At 71.9% G+C, this 15,153-nt stretch carries 15 protein-coding genes; 6 read left to right on the plus strand and 9 right to left on the minus strand.

Going from position 1 to position 15,153, the window contains the following annotated elements:
- The first annotated feature begins 95 nt into the window (after window positions 1-95).
- Window positions 96-749, plus strand: coding sequence for a hypothetical protein (locus tag ACFY0F_RS02790; protein WP_388787843.1), 654 nt, complete (start codon window positions 96-98; stop codon window positions 747-749).
- A 5-nt stretch (window positions 750-754) separates the two neighbouring features.
- Window positions 755-1,411, plus strand: coding sequence for a hypothetical protein (locus tag ACFY0F_RS02795; protein ID WP_388787846.1), 657 nt, complete (start codon window positions 755-757; stop codon window positions 1,409-1,411).
- On the opposite strand, the gene ACFY0F_RS02800 is transcribed toward ACFY0F_RS02795, so the two are convergent.
- The gene (locus tag ACFY0F_RS02800) at window positions 1,400-1,852 is read right to left on the minus strand and encodes a DUF1992 domain-containing protein (protein WP_388787849.1); all 453 of its coding nucleotides are present in this window, start codon (window positions 1,850-1,852) and stop codon (window positions 1,400-1,402) included. The genes ACFY0F_RS02795 and ACFY0F_RS02800 overlap by 12 nt on opposite strands.
- 98 nt (window positions 1,853-1,950) lie before the next feature.
- On the opposite strand from ACFY0F_RS02800, the gene ACFY0F_RS02805 reads away from it, so the two are divergent.
- Window positions 1,951-2,343, plus strand: coding sequence for a hypothetical protein (locus ACFY0F_RS02805; RefSeq protein WP_388787852.1), 393 nt, complete (start codon window positions 1,951-1,953; stop codon window positions 2,341-2,343).
- Between the two features lie 34 nt (window positions 2,344-2,377).
- Here the strand turns inward: ACFY0F_RS02805 and ACFY0F_RS02810 are convergent, their stop codons facing one another.
- The 5 genes from ACFY0F_RS02810 to ACFY0F_RS02830 all read right to left on the minus strand — a co-directional run bounded on the left by ACFY0F_RS02810 (window position 2,378) and on the right by ACFY0F_RS02830 (window position 9,227).
- Window positions 2,378-3,049 carry an O-methyltransferase gene (locus ACFY0F_RS02810; protein WP_388787855.1) on the minus strand — a complete coding sequence of 224 codons (672 nt, stop codon included), beginning with the start codon at window positions 3,047-3,049 and terminating at the stop codon, window positions 2,378-2,380.
- A gap of 576 nt (window positions 3,050-3,625) precedes the next feature.
- A complete protein-coding gene (locus tag ACFY0F_RS02815; protein WP_388787858.1) occupies window positions 3,626-4,996 on the minus strand; it encodes an MFS transporter in 1,371 nt (456 codons plus the stop codon).
- A gap of 282 nt (window positions 4,997-5,278) precedes the next feature.
- Window positions 5,279-7,624, minus strand: a complete 2,346-nt coding sequence (locus ACFY0F_RS02820) for an ABC transporter permease (RefSeq protein WP_388787860.1) — start codon at window positions 7,622-7,624, stop codon at window positions 5,279-5,281.
- A gap of 40 nt (window positions 7,625-7,664) precedes the next feature.
- Window positions 7,665-7,799, minus strand: coding sequence for a hypothetical protein (locus ACFY0F_RS02825; protein ID WP_388787863.1), 135 nt, complete (start codon window positions 7,797-7,799; stop codon window positions 7,665-7,667).
- A gap of 192 nt (window positions 7,800-7,991) precedes the next feature.
- Window positions 7,992-9,227, minus strand: a complete 1,236-nt coding sequence (locus tag ACFY0F_RS02830; RefSeq protein ID WP_388787866.1) for a cytochrome P450 — start codon at window positions 9,225-9,227, stop codon at window positions 7,992-7,994.
- A 260-nt stretch (window positions 9,228-9,487) separates the two neighbouring features.
- Here ACFY0F_RS02830 and ACFY0F_RS02835 point away from each other — a divergent pair, with 260 nt between their 5' ends.
- Window positions 9,488-10,657 carry a steroid 3-ketoacyl-CoA thiolase gene (locus tag ACFY0F_RS02835; protein ID WP_388787869.1) on the plus strand — a complete coding sequence of 390 codons (1,170 nt, stop codon included), beginning with the start codon at window positions 9,488-9,490 and terminating at the stop codon, window positions 10,655-10,657.
- Window positions 10,658-10,883: 226 nt separating this feature from the next.
- The gene (locus tag ACFY0F_RS02840; RefSeq protein ID WP_388787871.1) at window positions 10,884-11,900 is read left to right on the plus strand and encodes a hypothetical protein; all 1,017 of its coding nucleotides are present in this window, start codon (window positions 10,884-10,886) and stop codon (window positions 11,898-11,900) included.
- Between the two features lie 23 nt (window positions 11,901-11,923).
- On the opposite strand, the gene ACFY0F_RS02845 is transcribed toward ACFY0F_RS02840, so the two are convergent.
- Window positions 11,924-12,757, minus strand: a complete 834-nt coding sequence (locus ACFY0F_RS02845) for a helix-turn-helix transcriptional regulator (protein WP_388787874.1) — start codon at window positions 12,755-12,757, stop codon at window positions 11,924-11,926.
- A gap of 144 nt (window positions 12,758-12,901) precedes the next feature.
- Between ACFY0F_RS02845 and ACFY0F_RS02850 the strand changes: the two genes are divergently transcribed.
- Complete coding sequence (locus tag ACFY0F_RS02850) at window positions 12,902-13,636, plus strand: SDR family oxidoreductase (RefSeq protein WP_388787876.1); 735 nt, start codon at window positions 12,902-12,904, stop codon at window positions 13,634-13,636.
- A 30-nt stretch (window positions 13,637-13,666) separates the two neighbouring features.
- On the opposite strand, the gene ACFY0F_RS02855 is transcribed toward ACFY0F_RS02850, so the two are convergent.
- Together ACFY0F_RS02855 and ACFY0F_RS02860 are read right to left on the minus strand one after the other, a co-directional pair.
- Complete coding sequence (locus ACFY0F_RS02855; RefSeq protein ID WP_388787879.1) at window positions 13,667-14,362, minus strand: YoaK family protein; 696 nt, start codon at window positions 14,360-14,362, stop codon at window positions 13,667-13,669.
- Between the two features lie 135 nt (window positions 14,363-14,497).
- A complete protein-coding gene (locus ACFY0F_RS02860) occupies window positions 14,498-14,914 on the minus strand; it encodes a lytic transglycosylase domain-containing protein (RefSeq protein ID WP_388787881.1) in 417 nt (138 codons plus the stop codon).
- Between the last annotated feature and the right edge of the window lie 239 nt (window positions 14,915-15,153).

The following is a 15,153-nucleotide window of genomic DNA, read 5'->3' on the forward strand; positions in this document are numbered from 1 at the left end:
GCGTCGCTTCGCTGACTGAGCGTCGTTTGTGGGCTCCCTTCCGGGCAACCCGGGCATAGAACCGGCCCACGGGGCCGACACACCGGAAGGCAGACATGTCCACAGGCTTGATCATTGCCCTGATCGTGATCGTGGCGGCCGTGGTCGTTGTCGGGGCCGCCATGACCCTGCGCGCCCGCGGCGGAAACGGCGGGCGGAACCTGCGGCGGCGCTTCGGGCCCGAGTACGACCACGTGCTGGCCCGGCACGACGGCGACACCAAGGCCGCCGAGCGCGAGCTGACCGAGAGGCTGGAGCGGCACGGCGGGCTGCACGAGCGGCCCCTGGAACCCGCGGAGCGCGAACGGTTCGAGGCCCGCTGGGCGGCCGCCCAGGAGCACTTCGTCGACTCGCCGCGCGAGGCGGTCGCCGAGGTCGACCGGCTGATCTCCGAAGTGGCCGGCGCGCGCGGCTTCCCGGACGGCGGGCAGTACGAGGAGCAGCTCGCCGCGCTGTCCGTGCACCACGCCGGTCATGTGCAGGGCTACCGGCGCGTCCACCGTGCCGTCGCCCCGACGACCGGTACCGGCACCTCCGCCGACGGCACTCCCGGCGCCGACACCGAGGAGCTGCGCGCGGCGATGCTGGAGGCGCGGGCGCTGTTCGAGGAACTGACGCGTTCCGAGCCGCGTACCCCCGTCTCCCACAAGGCACAGCACGCCCACCGGCCCAACCGCTTCTTCCACCGCCACCAGGTGGCGGGGAGGTGACAGACATGACCGATGCGAGCCGACGTGACACGACGACACCCGCGACCGCGACGCCCGGGACCGAGAATCCCGGATCCGCATCCGAGACGCCCCTGACCGAGACCACCGGAACCCGGGCACCCTGGGACGCCGAGTCCGGCACCGCGAGGCCCGGGACCGGGGCATCCGGCATGGGGAGGACCGACACCGGGACCGCCGGCATCGGGAGGACCGGCACCGGCGAGACCGACACCGGGGCTGCCGGCATCGGCGAGACCGACACCAGGACTGCCGGTATCGGCACGCCCCACACCGGGAAGACCGGACCCACCGCGACGGCGACCCGGACCACTCCCGCCGCCTCCACCCCCGCCTCCGCCTCCTCGGTCTCCTCGACCTCCTCGCCGCTCGTCGCGCACGAGGAGAGCGACAAGCTCGGGCTGCGGCTGCAGCAGGCGGTCTCCGGGTTCGTCGACGGACCCCGGGACGCCGTCGAGGAGGCCGACCGGGTGATGGAGGAGGTCGCCGCCCGCTTCACGGAGGCGATCACCCAGCGGCGCCGCACGCTGCGCCAGTCCTGGCACTCCACCGACGGCAAGGCCGGCGCCAAGGCCGACACCGAGCAACTCCGGCTGGCCCTGCGGGACTACCGCGAACTGGCGGAGCGCCTGCTACACCTCTGAGACCCCGGCCGTACCCGTCCTGTCCGCAGTCCTGTCAGCCGCCGCCCGGCGCTCCCGCCACTCACGTACGACCTCCTCGACGTCGTACGGCTTCTTGCCCAGCGGGGGGCCGGGCGGCGGCTTGTACATCATGTCGCGGATCTTGACGTTGACGTCGTCGATGATCTTCCGTGCGATCCGTTCCGAGGGCGCCGCGTACGCCGCCGCGAGCGCGTCCTCGGCCTCCTTGCGCAGGGCCAGCGCCGGCGGCAGGACCGCCAGGCCCTCGCGGGCCAACTTGCGCTTCACCCACCACAGTTCGTCGTAGGAGGTCTCCAGGTCCCTCGGCAGCGGCTTGCCCGCGCCGGGCAGATGGTCGAACTCGCCGCGCCCCTCGGCGTCATGGATCTGCTTGTCGACCCAGGACTCGAACGGCACACCCGGTGGCTTTCGCTCGGTCATGAGGCCATTGTGCCGGACGCGGCCCGGCCGGGCGTTTTATCATGCGGCGGCGGAGGGCCGTCCGGCCGCCGTACCAGCACAGTCCAGGGGGAACGCACGTGCTCGAACTCACCATGGCCACCGTCTCAGCGGCGGACGCGGGCGCCACGGCCGGCATGACGATGGCCGACGCGCCCAGCGAACCGGGCGCCGTGCTGCGGGTGGGCCGGGACGGGGCCGTGTGCCGCCTGGTGACGCCCGAGGACTGGCTGTTCGTCTCCCGGGTCCACCTGGAGTTCCTGTGCGGGCCCGACGGCGGCTGGCAGGTGTCCTGGCTGCGCGGCTCACAGGCGGACCCGTCCTCCGAGGTGCGGCTGACCGTCGGCGAGTACGCGCAGACCATCGCCTACGGAGGCACCGTACGGCTGCCCCGGGGCGGCTCCGGCGAGATCATCATCCAGGACCGCACCGAGCCGCGCAGCGTGAACGTGGGCTTCTTCCACGAGGAGTGAAGCCGGGGGCGGGGTGGCCCGGGCCGGAGATGACCTAGGCCAGCACCCGGGCCATGGCGAAGCCGTCGTACCCCTTGCTGCCGACCGTCTGGACCGCCGTGCCGCTCAGCCTCGGGTGGGCGGCGATCAGCTCGATGGCCGCGCGGGTGCCGCGTACGTCGGGCTCGATGCTCTCGGCGTCCACGACCCGCCCGCCGCGTACGACGTTGTCGACGATGATCAGGCTGCCCGCGCGGGTGAGCCGCAGCGCCCATTCGACGTAGTGGGCGTTGTTGGACTTGTCGGCGTCGATGAAGACCAGGTCGAAGGGGGCCGGGTTCTCGTCGGCCAGCTTGGGCAGCGACTCCAGGGCCGGGCCCACCCGGACCTCGACGATCTTGTCCAGACCCGCTCGGGCGATGTTGCGGACGGCGACCTCGGCGTGCCTCGCGCTGTACTCCAGCGAGATCAGACGCCCGTCGGCGGGCAGGGCGCGGCCCAGCCAGATCGTGCTGTAACCGCCGAGCGTGCCGATCTCCAGGATGGTGCGGGCGTTGTGGATCTCGGCGAGGAGCTGGAGCAGCTTGCCCTGGTTCGCCGTGACGTTGACGTGCGGGAGCTGGGCCGCCTCGCTGTCGCGCAGCGCCGCCTGGAGCACCTCGTCGTCGGGCGAGAGGTGGCTGGAGAAGTAGAAGTCGACGTCGTCCCAGAGCTGTGACCCGCTCATGCTGCGTCCACTGCCTTTCCGTGTCCCGGTACTGACTCGCATACCCCGGCGGCACCTGGAACAGCCGCCGTGACCGCCGTACGGCGAACACGGTCGCCCCCGCCACGGCCACCGCCAGCATGCCACCGATGCCCACCGCCCACGCCGCCCCCGGCCCCGGCGAGCCCCAGAACCGGACACGGGGAGTGGGGACCGGAGACCGCGATGCCGGGGCGCCGGGGTCTGCCCCGGGCTCAGGACGCAGCCCCACCGGGGCGTGGAGGTTCTGTGCCCGGTTCGGACGCAGCCCCACCGGGGTGCAGGGGCGGAGCCCCGCCGGGGGGCCGGGGGTCTGCCCCCGGCTCAGGACGCAGCCCCACCGGGGTGCAGGGGCGGAGCCCCGCGGGGGGTTCAGGGGGCGGAGCCCCCTGGTGGGGGCCGCCCCTACCCGTTCCCGTCCCCAGGGGCTCCGCCCCTTCGCGGGGGCGAGGAAACCCGTACAGCTCCCACCGCCACCGCCCCCTGGGGCCCGGGGCAGGGTGGAGGGGCCGAGCCCTGGGGGCAGCGAGCGGGGCACTGCCCACCCGCCGGAGGCAATCAGCCCTGTTCCACCGACGGCGCAGACCCTGGCAGCGGCCGCCCCGCGGACTCCGTCATCCGCCACACCGCGAACCCGCCGACGACGGCCGCGGCCATCATGTAGTACGCGGGCATCATCATGTTCCCGGTCGCCCCGATCAGCGCCGTGACCACCAGCGGAGTCGTACCGCCGAACAGCGACACCGACACGTTGAACCCGATGGACAGGGAGCCGTACCGCACCCGGGTCGGGAAGAGCGCGGGCAGCGCGGACGGCATGGCCGCCGTGAAACAGACCAGCAGCAGCCCCAGCGCCCCCATGCCGAGCCCGACCGCGAGCAGGCTGCCCTGCCGGATCAGCAGCAGCGCGGGGATGGAGAGGAACAGGAAGCCCGCACACCCCGCGGCGATCACCGGCCGACGGCCGACGCGGTCGGACAGCGCACCCGCGAGCGGCTGGACGATCATCATCAGCGCCATCACGCCGAGCACCACGAGCAGCCCGTGCGTCTCGTCGTACTTCAGCTCGCTGGTGAGGTAGCTCGGCATGTACGACAGCAGCATGTAGTCCGTGACGTTGAAGACCAGCACCAGACCCATGCACAGCAGCAGCGCCTTCCACTGCCCGGCCACCATCTCGCGCAGCGGCACCCGCGGGCGGCTCGCCTCGGCCTTCTCGGCCTCGGCCGCGAACGCCGGCGTCTCCTCCAGCCGCAGCCGCAGATACAGGCCGATGATGCCCATCGGGCCCGCGACCAGGAACGGGATCCGCCAGCCCCAGGTCAGCAGGTCGTGCGTCGACAGCAGCGCCGTCATCACCGTGACCAGACCCGCACCGCCGATGTAACCCGCCAGCGTGCCGAACTCCAGCCAGCTCCCGAAGAACCCGCGCTTCTTGTCCGGCGCGTACTCGGCGATGAACGTCGACGCGCCCGCGTACTCACCGCCGGTGGAGAAGCCCTGCACCAGCCGCGCGGCCAGGAGCAGCAGCGGCGCGCCGACGCCGATCGTGGAGTACGACGGGATCAGGCCGATCGCGAAAGTGCCGGCCGCCATCATGATCATGGTGACCGCGAGGACCTTCTGCCGGCCCACACGGTCGCCGAGTGGGCCGAAGACCAGGCCGCCGAGCGGCCGGACCAGGAAGGCCGCGGCGAAGGCGCCGAAGGTGGACAGGAGCTGGGCGGTCGCGTTCCCGGAGGGGAAGAAGACCTTGCCCAGGGTCACCGCGATGTAGCTGTAGACACCGAAGTCGAACCATTCCATGGCGTTGCCCAGCGCGGCGGCCTTCACGGCACGCTTGACCAGCGCGGGTTCGGTCACGGTGGCCTTGGGGGCCCGGGAGGTCTGCACAGGGGTGGACAAAGAGGCGGCTGTGGCACTGGCCAAAGCTTCGCTCGCCTGCCTTTCGACGGGGACTGGGACACGGTCCGCACGTCGGCGGGCGGGCCGAAAACCGACCCTAGGGGCATCAGTGCACGTCACGGGGCGTACGCATCTCGATGCATGCAGCATCTAAATGCGCCGTGTACAGGCACGTCCCGTCGCTGGTCAGCCGGTTTCCGGCCACCCGAATGTGATCCTTCTCGCGCCCGGTCCAAGGAACCGCACCGCCGGTCTCCCGCTTTCGCGCCGTGAACAGGGCGGGAGACCAGGGTGGCCGGCCCTTGCTCACTCGGTGCGCAACACCCGGGCGATGGTCTGCCGTGCCGCCATGCGTGCCGGGATCACCGCGCCCAGTGCCGCGATCGCCACCCCGGCCAGCACCATCAATGTCATCGACCCGGGGTGCCAGACGTCCAGCATGCGTGCCGGGAAGGTGAGCTGGGCTGCGTGTTCGGTCATCGGGATCACCACGTGGTACGCCGCGACTCCGAGGGGCAGCCCCAGGATCCCGCCGAGCAGGCCGAGCCCGGCCATGGACACCACCATCATCACCGTGACCTGGCGTGGCGTCATGCCGATCGACTTGAGCATGCCGAGGTCGCGTCGGCGCTCCCGGGCGCTGAGCACGACGGTGTTGAACACGCCCATGGTGGCGACCAGCGTCAGCATCAGGGTCAGTGCGGAGGCGGAGCCGACGGCGGTCACGGCGTCCGCGCTGAGCGTGGTGTTCCTTTCCGGGTAGAGCCCCGGGTCGGCGGCTCGTACGGCCCTGGTGTAGGCGTCGAGGTCGGCGCCGCGGCTGAGCCGCACCCAGTACTGGTTGGCCTGCGCGTCCGGTGCCAGCGCCGTCACCGTCGCCCAGTCCGCGCGCATCCAGTTCTCCGGCGTGCCCAGGATCTCCCCGACCAGGGTCGCGCGCTCCTGCCGGCCGTCCGCCGCGGTCACGCTGAAGGAGTCACCCAGCCGCAGTCCCTGCTTGGCGAGGAACCTGCCGGAGGCCACCACCTCGCCGGGCCTGTGCGGCCAGTGCCCCCGGGCCAGGCTGTCCGGGAAAGTCGACCGTCCCCCGCGTACGCCTTGGATGGCCACTCCTTCGCTCCGGCCGGGGATCCGTGCGTTGGTGAAGCCCACCGCGGCCACGTCCGCGACATGCGGCAGTGAGCGCAGGAGCCTCTGTGTCGCGGCGTCGTCGTGGTGCGGGGCGGTCTGACCGACCCTGGTCTGTCCTCGCCAGACGGTCGACTGTGCCTTGCCGAAGTCCTGTGCCGCGTGGCCGTAGCGGACCATGGTGGCCGACAGCCCGGTGGCGAAGGTCACCGTCGCCACTCCGAGCAGCACCGAGGCGACGGTGAGCAGGGCCCGTCCAGGCCGGGCGAGGGGCAGGCCGAGGCCGAGGGTGACCGGGCGGGGCAGCCGGACGCCGGTCAGCCACCGCTGGACGGCAGGTGCCCGTCCGGTGTGCGGTGCGCTGCCCGCGCTGACGGCGCGCGCCGCGGAGAGCCGGTGGGCGCGCAGGGCCGGGATCAGCGCGGCCAGCAGCACGGTGACGGGCGTGCCGAGGGCGGCGGTCGCGTACGCCCAGGAGCCGACCGTCGGCGCCACGTTCGCGGTGCCGAGCTGTGCGCCCTGGAAGACCTGGTGCAGCAGCGGCCGTGCCACCACCCCGCCCAGGGCCGTGCCGACCACGGTGCCCGCCGTGGCCGGGACGCAGACCATCACCAGGTAGACGGCGAGGACCTGCCGCGGCGTGAAGCCCAGGGACTTGAGCACGCCGATGTGCCGGAAGCCGGAGACCACGGCACCGCTCACCACATTGCCCACGATCAGGATCGCCACCAGCAGGCCGAGGATCCCGAAGGCCGTCAGGAACGGCACGAAGGTGTTGGGATCGGCCGCGATCTGCGCCTTCAAGGTCAGGTACGACTGGTGGGCGACCATCGCCCCGGACGGCAGGCCGGCGCTGACCACCGCGGTGTCCGCCGCGACCTGACGGGGTGTCGTGGCCCGGTCGAACCGGTACAGCATCTGGTACGCCGTGGGGTGCAGGGCCGTGATCTGCCGCGGGGAGACCCAGCCTTGCGCGGTCCCGCTCAGGCTGGACGCGAGCCCCACCACGGTCAACGGCCGCTGCCCGGGCAGTCGGATCCGCTTGCCGAGCGGCGAGTGCGGCCCGCTGCCCATCCCGGGCGCGTCCGGCAGCGACAGCACGATCTGGCCGGGTCCGGTGGCCCAGTGCCCGGCGAACAGGTCCAGCCGGTCGACCGGGCCACCGGGGTCCGCGCGCCCCACGACCGTCAGCGGGCCCGGCGCCATCCCGGGCATCTCGGACGCCGCGTTCTCCGGCATCCGGATCACCGCTTGCGGAAACGGCCCGGCCGAGGCACGTACACCGGGACGGTGCGCGGTCCGGGCCAGTTGTGCGCCGGAGACCTTCGTCGCGTCGAAGGTGGCGATGACGTGCGCGCCGTGCACCCGGCCGAAGAGCTGGTCGAAGGGCCCGGACACGACGTCCAGCAGCCCGAGCGCGACCACCAGAGCCATGCTGGAGACCAGCGCCACCACCGCGATCACCGAGGTCTGCAGCCGGCGGCGGCGCACGGCCGCGAGGGAGGCCCGCCACACCGCGGTCATGCCGTCCGCTCCGTCAAGGGCGCCGGCCCGGTCTGGTTGATCACGCCCATGACACCCCGTTCAGGGCAACGGTGTCCCCGTGCTCCTTGGGTGATCCGCTCCCCCGGACAGCCGCCTCCCGCATGGCGACCGCCCCGGCCTCTGTTCCCGTGCCGCTGATCTCTTCGCTGGTCATGACAGGGACGCTAGGCGCTGCCGCCCGGCCCGGTCGTCAGCCCGCGGATGTAACCCGGGGCGGTGCTCATCCCGGGGATGTACCTGACGCCGCACATCCCCCGGGGCAGGCAGGAACAGGGCGTAGGGGCGTTCCTGCCTCCCCGGGTCGGGCCGGCGGCGCCGGGAGCCGCCGGCCCGGGCATGTGGGGGGTCAGGCCGTGGTGACCCGGAGTTCCTTCACACCGTTGATCCAGGCGGAGCGCAGCCGGCGGGGGTCGGCGGCGAGGCGGAGGTCCGGCATCGCGTCGGCTATGGCGTTGAAGATCAGGTCTATCTCCAGGACCGCCAGGGACTTGCCGAGGCAGTAGTGGGGGCCACCGCCGCCGAAGCCGAGGTGGGGGTTGGGGTCGCGGGTGATGTCGAAGGCGCCGGGGTCGGTGAAGACCTCGGGGTCGTGGTTGGCGGAGGCGTAGAAGAGGCCGACGCGGTCGCCCTTCCTGATCTGCTTGCCGCCCAGTTCGGTGTCCTGGGCCGCCGTGCGCTGGAAGGAGTTGACCGGGGTGGCCCAGCGGACGATCTCCTCGGCGGCGGTCGACGGGCGCTCGCGCTTGTAGAGGTCCCACTGCTCGGGGTGGGTGAGGAAGGCGTGCATGCCGTGGGTGATGGCGTTGCGGGTCGTCTCGTTGCCGGCCACCGCCAGCATCAGCACGAAGAAGCCGAACTCGTCGGAGTTGAGGTTCCCCTCGTGCTCCGCCGCCACCAGCGTGGTCACGATGTCCTGCGCCGGGCACCGCTTGCGGTCCGTGGCCATGTTCATCGCGTAGGCGATCAGTTCGGCGGCGGACTCCTGGCCGATCTCCTCCGTGATCGCGTACTCCGGGTCGTCGTACGCGATCATCTTGTTCGACCAGTCGAAGATTTTCGCCCGGTCGTCCTGCGGGATGCCGATCAGCTCGGCGATGGCCTGCAGGGGCAGTTCGCAGGCGACCTGGGTGACGAAGTCGAAGGGGCCGGAGCGGGCGCCGGCAGCCGCGACGATCGCCTCGGCGCGGGCGCGCAGCCGGTCCTCCAGGGCGCGGATCGAACGCGGGGTGAAGCCGCGCTGGATGATCTGGCGGACCCGGGTGTGCTCCGGCGGGTCCATGTTCAGCAGGATCAGGCGCTGCGCGTCGATCGCCTCGCGCCGCATGTGCTCGGTGAACCGGATGATCGCCGTGTTGAGGTAGGAGGAGAAGATCTCCGGGTGGGTGGAGACGTACTTGACGTCCGCGTGCCGGGTTACGGCCCAGTAGCCGTCGTCCGCGAACCCGGCCAGGCCGTGCCGCTGCGGGATCCAGCGGACCGGTTCGGCCTGCCGGAGTTCGGCGAACTCCGGGAGCGGGACACGGTGGTGCAGCAGGTCGGGGTCGGTGAAGTCGAAGCCGTCGGGCAGCGCGGGACAGGGCATGAGCGACTCACTCCCACCATTCTGACGGTTCATCAGGAAATCACGGTTGCCGTGAAGGTAGTAACGGGTTCTACAAGTAGCAAGGGGCGTGGCCACCTCAATTGCTTGCATCCCCCTTGCGGTTGCGGACCCCCTGTCCGCAGACTGCACACAGAACTAGAACGCGTACTAGTTCTGCGTGGCGGGCGGCCGGGACGCCCGCGCCGCGCGGGTTGACCGGGCCTGCCCGCCGGGCAGGCCCCAGGGAGAGGACGCATCCCATGGCCTCGGAGCCCGTGATCGTCGAAGCCGTACGCACGCCCATCGGCAAGCGCGGCGGCGCGCTCGCCAATCTCCACCCCGCCTATCTCCTGGGCGAGACCTACCGTGAGCTCCTCGGCCGCACCGGCATCCCCGCCGACGCGGTCGAGCAGATCGTCGGCGGCACCGTCACCCACGCCGGTGAGCAGTCCATGAACCCCGCGCGCACCGCCTGGCTGGCCATGGGGCTGCCGTACGAGACCGCGGCCACGACCGTCGACTGCCAGTGCGGCTCGTCGCAGCAGGCGAGTCACATGGTCGCCAACATGGTGGCGGCCGGCGTCATCGATGTGGGCATCAGCTGCGGCGTGGAGGCCATGTCACGCGTGCCGCTCGGCTCCGGGTCCAAGCACGGGCCCGGCAAACCCTTCCCCGACGAGTGGAACGTCGACCTGCCCAACCAGTTCGAGGCCGCCGAGCGCATCGCCCGCCACCGCGGCCTGACCCGCGCGGACGTCGACGCCCTCGGGCTCCGCTCTCAGGAACGCGCCGCCGCCGCCTGGTCCGAGGAGCGCTTCAAACGGGAGACGTTCGCCGTCCAGGTCCCGACCACCGAGGAGGAACAGCGCGCCGGGCAGGGCATGTGGCGCCTGGTCGACAGGGACGAGGGCCTGCGGGACACCTCCCTGGAGGCGCTGGCCCGGCTGAAGCCGGTGATGCCGACGGCCGTGCACACGGCGGGCAACTCCTCGCAGATCTCCGACGGTGCGGCGGCCGTCATGTGGGCGTCGAAGCGGATGGCCCGCGCGCTGAAGCTGAAGCCCCGGGCGCGGATCGTCGCCCAGGCCCTCGTCGGCGCCGACCCGCACTTCCATCTCGACGGCCCCATCGACGCCACGCGCGCCGTGCTGGGCAAGGCCGGGATGTCCCTGAAGGACATCGACCTCGTCGAGATCAACGAGGCGTTCGCGTCCGTGGTGCTGAGCTGGGCGAAGGTCTTCGAGCAGAACCTCGAGAAGGTCAACGTCAACGGCGGCGCCATCGCCCTCGGACACCCGGTGGGCGCGACCGGGGCCCGCCTCATCACCACCGCCCTGCACGAACTGGAGCGCGCCGACAAGGAGTTCGCGCTGGTGACCATGTGCGCCGGGGGCGGACTGGCCACCGGGACGATCATCCAGCGGCTCTGACCTACTCTGGTCTTCTCTGATCTGTTCTGACTGACCAGGACCGGATCTGACCGGCCCTGTGTCGACCGCCCGGCCGGGGCGGGCACCGGTCACCCGCCCGCCCGGCCGCCGAACCAGCCCATACGGCCTCGTATCGAACGTCTGACCCACTCGACCTGTTTCCCGGACATCCCCGCCAACCCGCCGCTATCGTCACCGCAACGGTACGGCGGTCGGGGGAACAGGCATGGCACGGCGATCGATCACACCCGGCCGCGGATGCGGTGGCTGCCTCGGGCTGCTCTTCGGCTGGCCGTTCGTCGGCTACCTGCTGCTGCTGCCGATCACCCTGCCCGCGCTGCTCGCCGACCAGAAGCACGGCCCGCGCACCACGACGCCCGCCCAGGAAGCCGTCCTGTGGCTGGTCTCCGCGCTGGTGGTACTCGCCCTCGCCTGGGCCGCCCAGGGGCGCCGCCGCCCGAAGCCGCTTCTGCTGCTGACGCACACCGCGTTGCTCTCCTGCGCCGCCGCCCTGGCGGCCTGGGGTGCCACGCGGGTCAACCGGTCGATCACCGCCAACCTCAGGGCGCACCCCTCCGGCGGCGCCGGTTCGCCCACCGAGCTGCCGTGGTCGTTCACCGCCACGCTGGAGACGGTGGCCGCCGCCTTCGCCGTGGCGATGACCTTCCACGCCATCCGCTGGTGGTGCCGTCGCGACGATCCGCCGCCGCGGGTGGTGATCCATGGCCCGCGCCCCGGCACGGATCGCCCCGGCAGCACGGAGCGGGAGGTGCGCCGCCCGCGGCCCGGCGAGATCTGGCTGGCCCACATCCCGAAGCGCGAGGACGAGAGCGACACGCTCCGGCACTACTGCGTCATCGTGCGCAATCGTGCCTCGTACGCCGAGGTCATGCAGATCACCAGCCAGGACAAGACCGGTTGGCGGGACTTCATCCCGTTCCCGAACGACGGTTGGGACCACACGGAGCGCGAGCACTGGCTGGAGGTCGCCCTGCCGCCCCGCCGTGTTCCCTACGGCAGCTTCCTCAAGCCGACGCCGCAGGGCGACTGTCCGGAAGGGGCGTGGGAGGCCATCACCCAGATCATGAGCCGAGCCGAAGGACGTCACCGGACCACCAAGAACCGCGCGGGCCGCTCCACCGGCGGGCAGCGGCAGAAGCAACAGGGCGCGGGCGGCAACCGCAAGACCCGGCGACCGCCGCGACCGCCCCAGGGTTCCGGACGGAGTGCAAAGCCCGGGTGAGGTTCCGCCGACGGCACGAGCGCCTACACGGCGGGCTGATTCGCGGTGGCGTGGAGGGAGCCGAGCAGGCTCAGGGCCTGGGCGCTGGGGCTGCCGGGTTCGGCCTGGTAGACGACGAGTTGCTGGCCCGGAGCGTCGCGTACGTCGAAGGACTGGTAGGTGAGCGTCAGGGGACCGACCTCCGGGTGGAGCACGTGCTTGGCGTCCTGGGTCTTGCCATGTACGGCGTGGGCGTTCCACAAGCAGGTGAAGTCGGCGCTGTGTTCGCAGAGGGCGCGGACGACGTCCCGCAGCCGGGGGTCGTCGGGATCGAGACCGGCCGCCTGACGCAGGTGGCCCACGGTGGCCTGCGCCGTGTCGCCCCACCGGGTGTAGAACTGCCGGCCCGCCGGGTCGAGGAAGGTCATGCGGGCCAGGTTGTCCGCCTGCTCGAACGGTGAATGCAGTGCCTCGGCCAGGGCGTTGCCCGCCAGGACGTCCAAGGTCCGGTTGACGACGAACGCGGGGGAGCCCGGGCAGCCGTCCATCAGTCGGCGCAGGGCGGGGCTGACGTGGTCCGTGGTGTGGGTGAACCGGTTGCCCGGCGCCGACCCCGCCAGCCGGTGCAGATGCGCTTGGGCGTCCGGGTCCAACCGCAGGGCGCGGCCGAGCGCGTCGAGCACCTGGGCCGAGGGGTGGCGTTCGCGCCCCTGTTCCAGACGGGTGTAGTAATCCACGTTCACCCCGGCCAGGACGGCCACCTCTTCACGGCGCAGCCCGCTGACCCGGCGCACGCCGCAGCTCACCATGCCGACGTCCTGCGGCCGCAGGCCCGCCCGACGTGCGCGCAGGAACTCTCCCAGGTGGTTGGCGATCATGCCCACAGGCTAGGCCGCAGCGGCGGCGGCTGCCTGGGTGTGGTGCACCCAGGCAGCACACACCCTGGTCGGCGGTCTCCGGCCTGCACAGACTCGGTCGGGCCGACAGACGGTCGGCATGCTCCACCGAGAGGAAACACGGGCATGACAGACGCAGCAAAGGTCGTGGCGGTCACCGGAGCGAGCAGCGGGATCGGAGAGGCGACCGCCCGCCGACTGGCCGCAGACGGCCACCGCCTGCTCCTGGGGGCGCGGCGCACCGATCGTCTCGAAGCGCTGGCCAAGGAGATCACCACCGCGGGCGGCACCGCGGCCTTCCAGCGGCTGGACGTCACGGACGCCGACGACGTCGGGGCCTTCGTGTCCACCGCCCGCGAGCGCTACGGCCGGGTGGACGTGCTCGTCAACAACGCCGGAGTGATGCCGCTCTCGCCGCTGGAGGCGCTGAAGACCGACGAGTGGCACCGGATGATCGACGTCAACGTGCGGGGAGTCCTGCACGGCATCGCCGCCGCACTGCCCGCGATGCGCGCTCAGGGCGGAGGCCACTTCGTGAACATCGCCTCCGTCGGGGCGTACGAGGTCTCGCCCACCGCCGCCGTCTACTGCGCCACCAAGTTCGCCGTCCGCGCGATCTCCGAAGGACTGCGTCAGGAGTCCGGCGGAGACATCCGGGTCACCCTCGTCTCCCCGGGCGTCACCGAGTCCGAACTCGCCGACGGCATCTCCGACCCTGCCGCGAGGGAGGCCATGAAGACCTACCGCGCCGTGGCACTCCCCGCCTCCGCCATCGCGGAGGCCATCGCCTACGCCGTTGCCCAGCCTCCGCAGGTCGACGTCAACGAGATCGTCGTCCGTCCCACGGCAAGCGCCCAGTAGAACGCGCGACGGGAGCGGAGGGCCTCAGCCCTACTCCCGCCCCGATGTCACCACCGCCAGCACCCCCGCCGTCAGCGCCGCGACCAGCAGTGGCACGCCCAGCCCGTGATGGAGGACCAGCGAGGCGCCCAGTGCGGCGCCCACGGCCATGGCGACGACGGCGGCGATGCGGCGCGGGTGGCGCTGACTCGAACCGTCGCCGACGGGGGAGTCGGAGGCCAGGCTGGTGAGGGTCATGGTCAGGACGGTGGTCGTGAGGTCGGGCACGCCCAGCTTGCGGACGGTCGCGTTGCGCAGGCCCATGGCGAAGGCGGTGAGGGCGATCAGCGCGTACGCGGTGCGGAACGGCGCGAAGAAGGCGACCGCCGCCGAGACGCCCATCAGCACCGCCTCGCCGCCGAGCATCACCCGGGCCCAGGTCCGGCGGGAGCCGCCGCCGTGGCGCGCCGCGACCCGGCCGCCCACCACGGCTCCCGCCAGGTAGCAGGTCAGGGATGTCGCCGCGTGCGCCACGGAGAAGCCGGGCGCTCCGGCCGCGGCGAAGCCCAGTACCACCACGTTGCCGGTCATGTTGGCCGTGAAGACCCGGCCGAGGCCGAGGTAACTCACCGCGTCGATCAGGCCGCTGACCACGGTCAGCACCAACAGCACGACCACCAGGCGCACTCCGCGCCGCTCGGGGTCGTCGAGGTTCTCGCTGTCCTCTCTCCGGCTCTCCGCCGTCATGTGCTCTCCGGTCGGTGCGACGGGCAGGGCGGCTCCCAGTCCACCACGACTGCCCGGAAACGTGGCACAGCCGCGCGCACCCCCGCCCGTCGTTGGACGTAGGGTGCGCGCGGCTGCCGGACCGGGTTGGCCGGGTCAGTACCAGCCGTTGGCCTGCCAGAACTTCCAGGCGGCGGCCGGGCTGCCGTAGCGGGACTTCATGTAGTCCAGGCCCCACTTGATCTGGGTGGCGGCGTTGGTCTTCCAGTCCGAGCCGGCCGAGGCCATCTTCGAGCCCGGCAGGGCCTGGACGAGGCCGTAGGCGCCGGAGGAGGCGTTGGTGGCGGCGATGTTCCAGCCGCTCTCCCGCTCGACGATCTTGCTGAACGCGGTGAACTGGGCGGCGTCCGGGATCATCTTGTGCGCGATCGCCTGGGCCTGCGCGGGCGCCGTGGTGTTCGCGGCGTGCGCCGGGGCCGAGGCCAGCACCATGCCGGCGGTGGCGGCGGCCACGGCGGCGGAGGTGAGGGCCTTCTTGGGGGAAGCGATGCGACGGATGACAGAGACGGACACGGAAAACCTCTTCGTACGGGGACAGGGCTGCGAGGGCTCGTCGGCGCCTGGCGACCGCTCCACGGAAACAGGCGGAAGAGATGTCCGCAATCGCCCCCTTTACTAGTTGTGGCCGGATGCGAGGGGAAAGTCTCGGATGTGAGCCGGCTCTCGAAGCGCAGGTCCGAGGGGGTGCGGGTGCCGACATATCGGACAAGTCGCGCTACGGTGTCGCCTCGTAGGTGACGTGCGTCATGTGG

Origin of the sequence: Streptomyces sp. NPDC001544, assembly GCF_042894285.1 — a bacterium.
Taxonomy (GTDB): domain Bacteria; phylum Actinomycetota; class Actinomycetes; order Streptomycetales; family Streptomycetaceae; genus Streptomyces.

Bases quoted from the DNA above. Each gene is read 5' to 3' on its own strand.
- ACFY0F_RS02790 (WP_388787843.1), top strand. From the start codon at position 96: ATGTCCACAGGCTTGATCATTGCCCTGATCGTGATCGTGGCGGCCGTG.
- ACFY0F_RS02795 (WP_388787846.1), top strand. From the start codon at position 755: ATGACCGATGCGAGCCGACGTGACACGACGACACCCGCGACCGCGACG.
- ACFY0F_RS02800 (WP_388787849.1), bottom strand. From the start codon at position 1,852: ATGACCGAGCGAAAGCCACCGGGTGTGCCGTTCGAGTCCTGGGTCGAC.
- ACFY0F_RS02810 (WP_388787855.1), bottom strand. From the start codon at position 3,049: ATGAGCGGGTCACAGCTCTGGGACGACGTCGACTTCTACTTCTCCAGC.
- ACFY0F_RS02820 (WP_388787860.1), bottom strand. From the start codon at position 7,624: ATGACCGCGGTGTGGCGGGCCTCCCTCGCGGCCGTGCGCCGCCGCCGG.
- ACFY0F_RS02825 (WP_388787863.1), bottom strand. From the start codon at position 7,799: ATGACCAGCGAAGAGATCAGCGGCACGGGAACAGAGGCCGGGGCGGTC.
- ACFY0F_RS02830 (WP_388787866.1), bottom strand. From the start codon at position 9,227: ATGCCCTGTCCCGCGCTGCCCGACGGCTTCGACTTCACCGACCCCGAC.
- ACFY0F_RS02835 (WP_388787869.1), top strand. From the start codon at position 9,488: ATGGCCTCGGAGCCCGTGATCGTCGAAGCCGTACGCACGCCCATCGGC.
- ACFY0F_RS02840 (WP_388787871.1), top strand. From the start codon at position 10,884: ATGGCACGGCGATCGATCACACCCGGCCGCGGATGCGGTGGCTGCCTC.
- ACFY0F_RS02845 (WP_388787874.1), bottom strand. From the start codon at position 12,757: ATGATCGCCAACCACCTGGGAGAGTTCCTGCGCGCACGTCGGGCGGGC.
- ACFY0F_RS02850 (WP_388787876.1), top strand. From the start codon at position 12,902: ATGACAGACGCAGCAAAGGTCGTGGCGGTCACCGGAGCGAGCAGCGGG.
- ACFY0F_RS02855 (WP_388787879.1), bottom strand. From the start codon at position 14,362: ATGACGGCGGAGAGCCGGAGAGAGGACAGCGAGAACCTCGACGACCCC.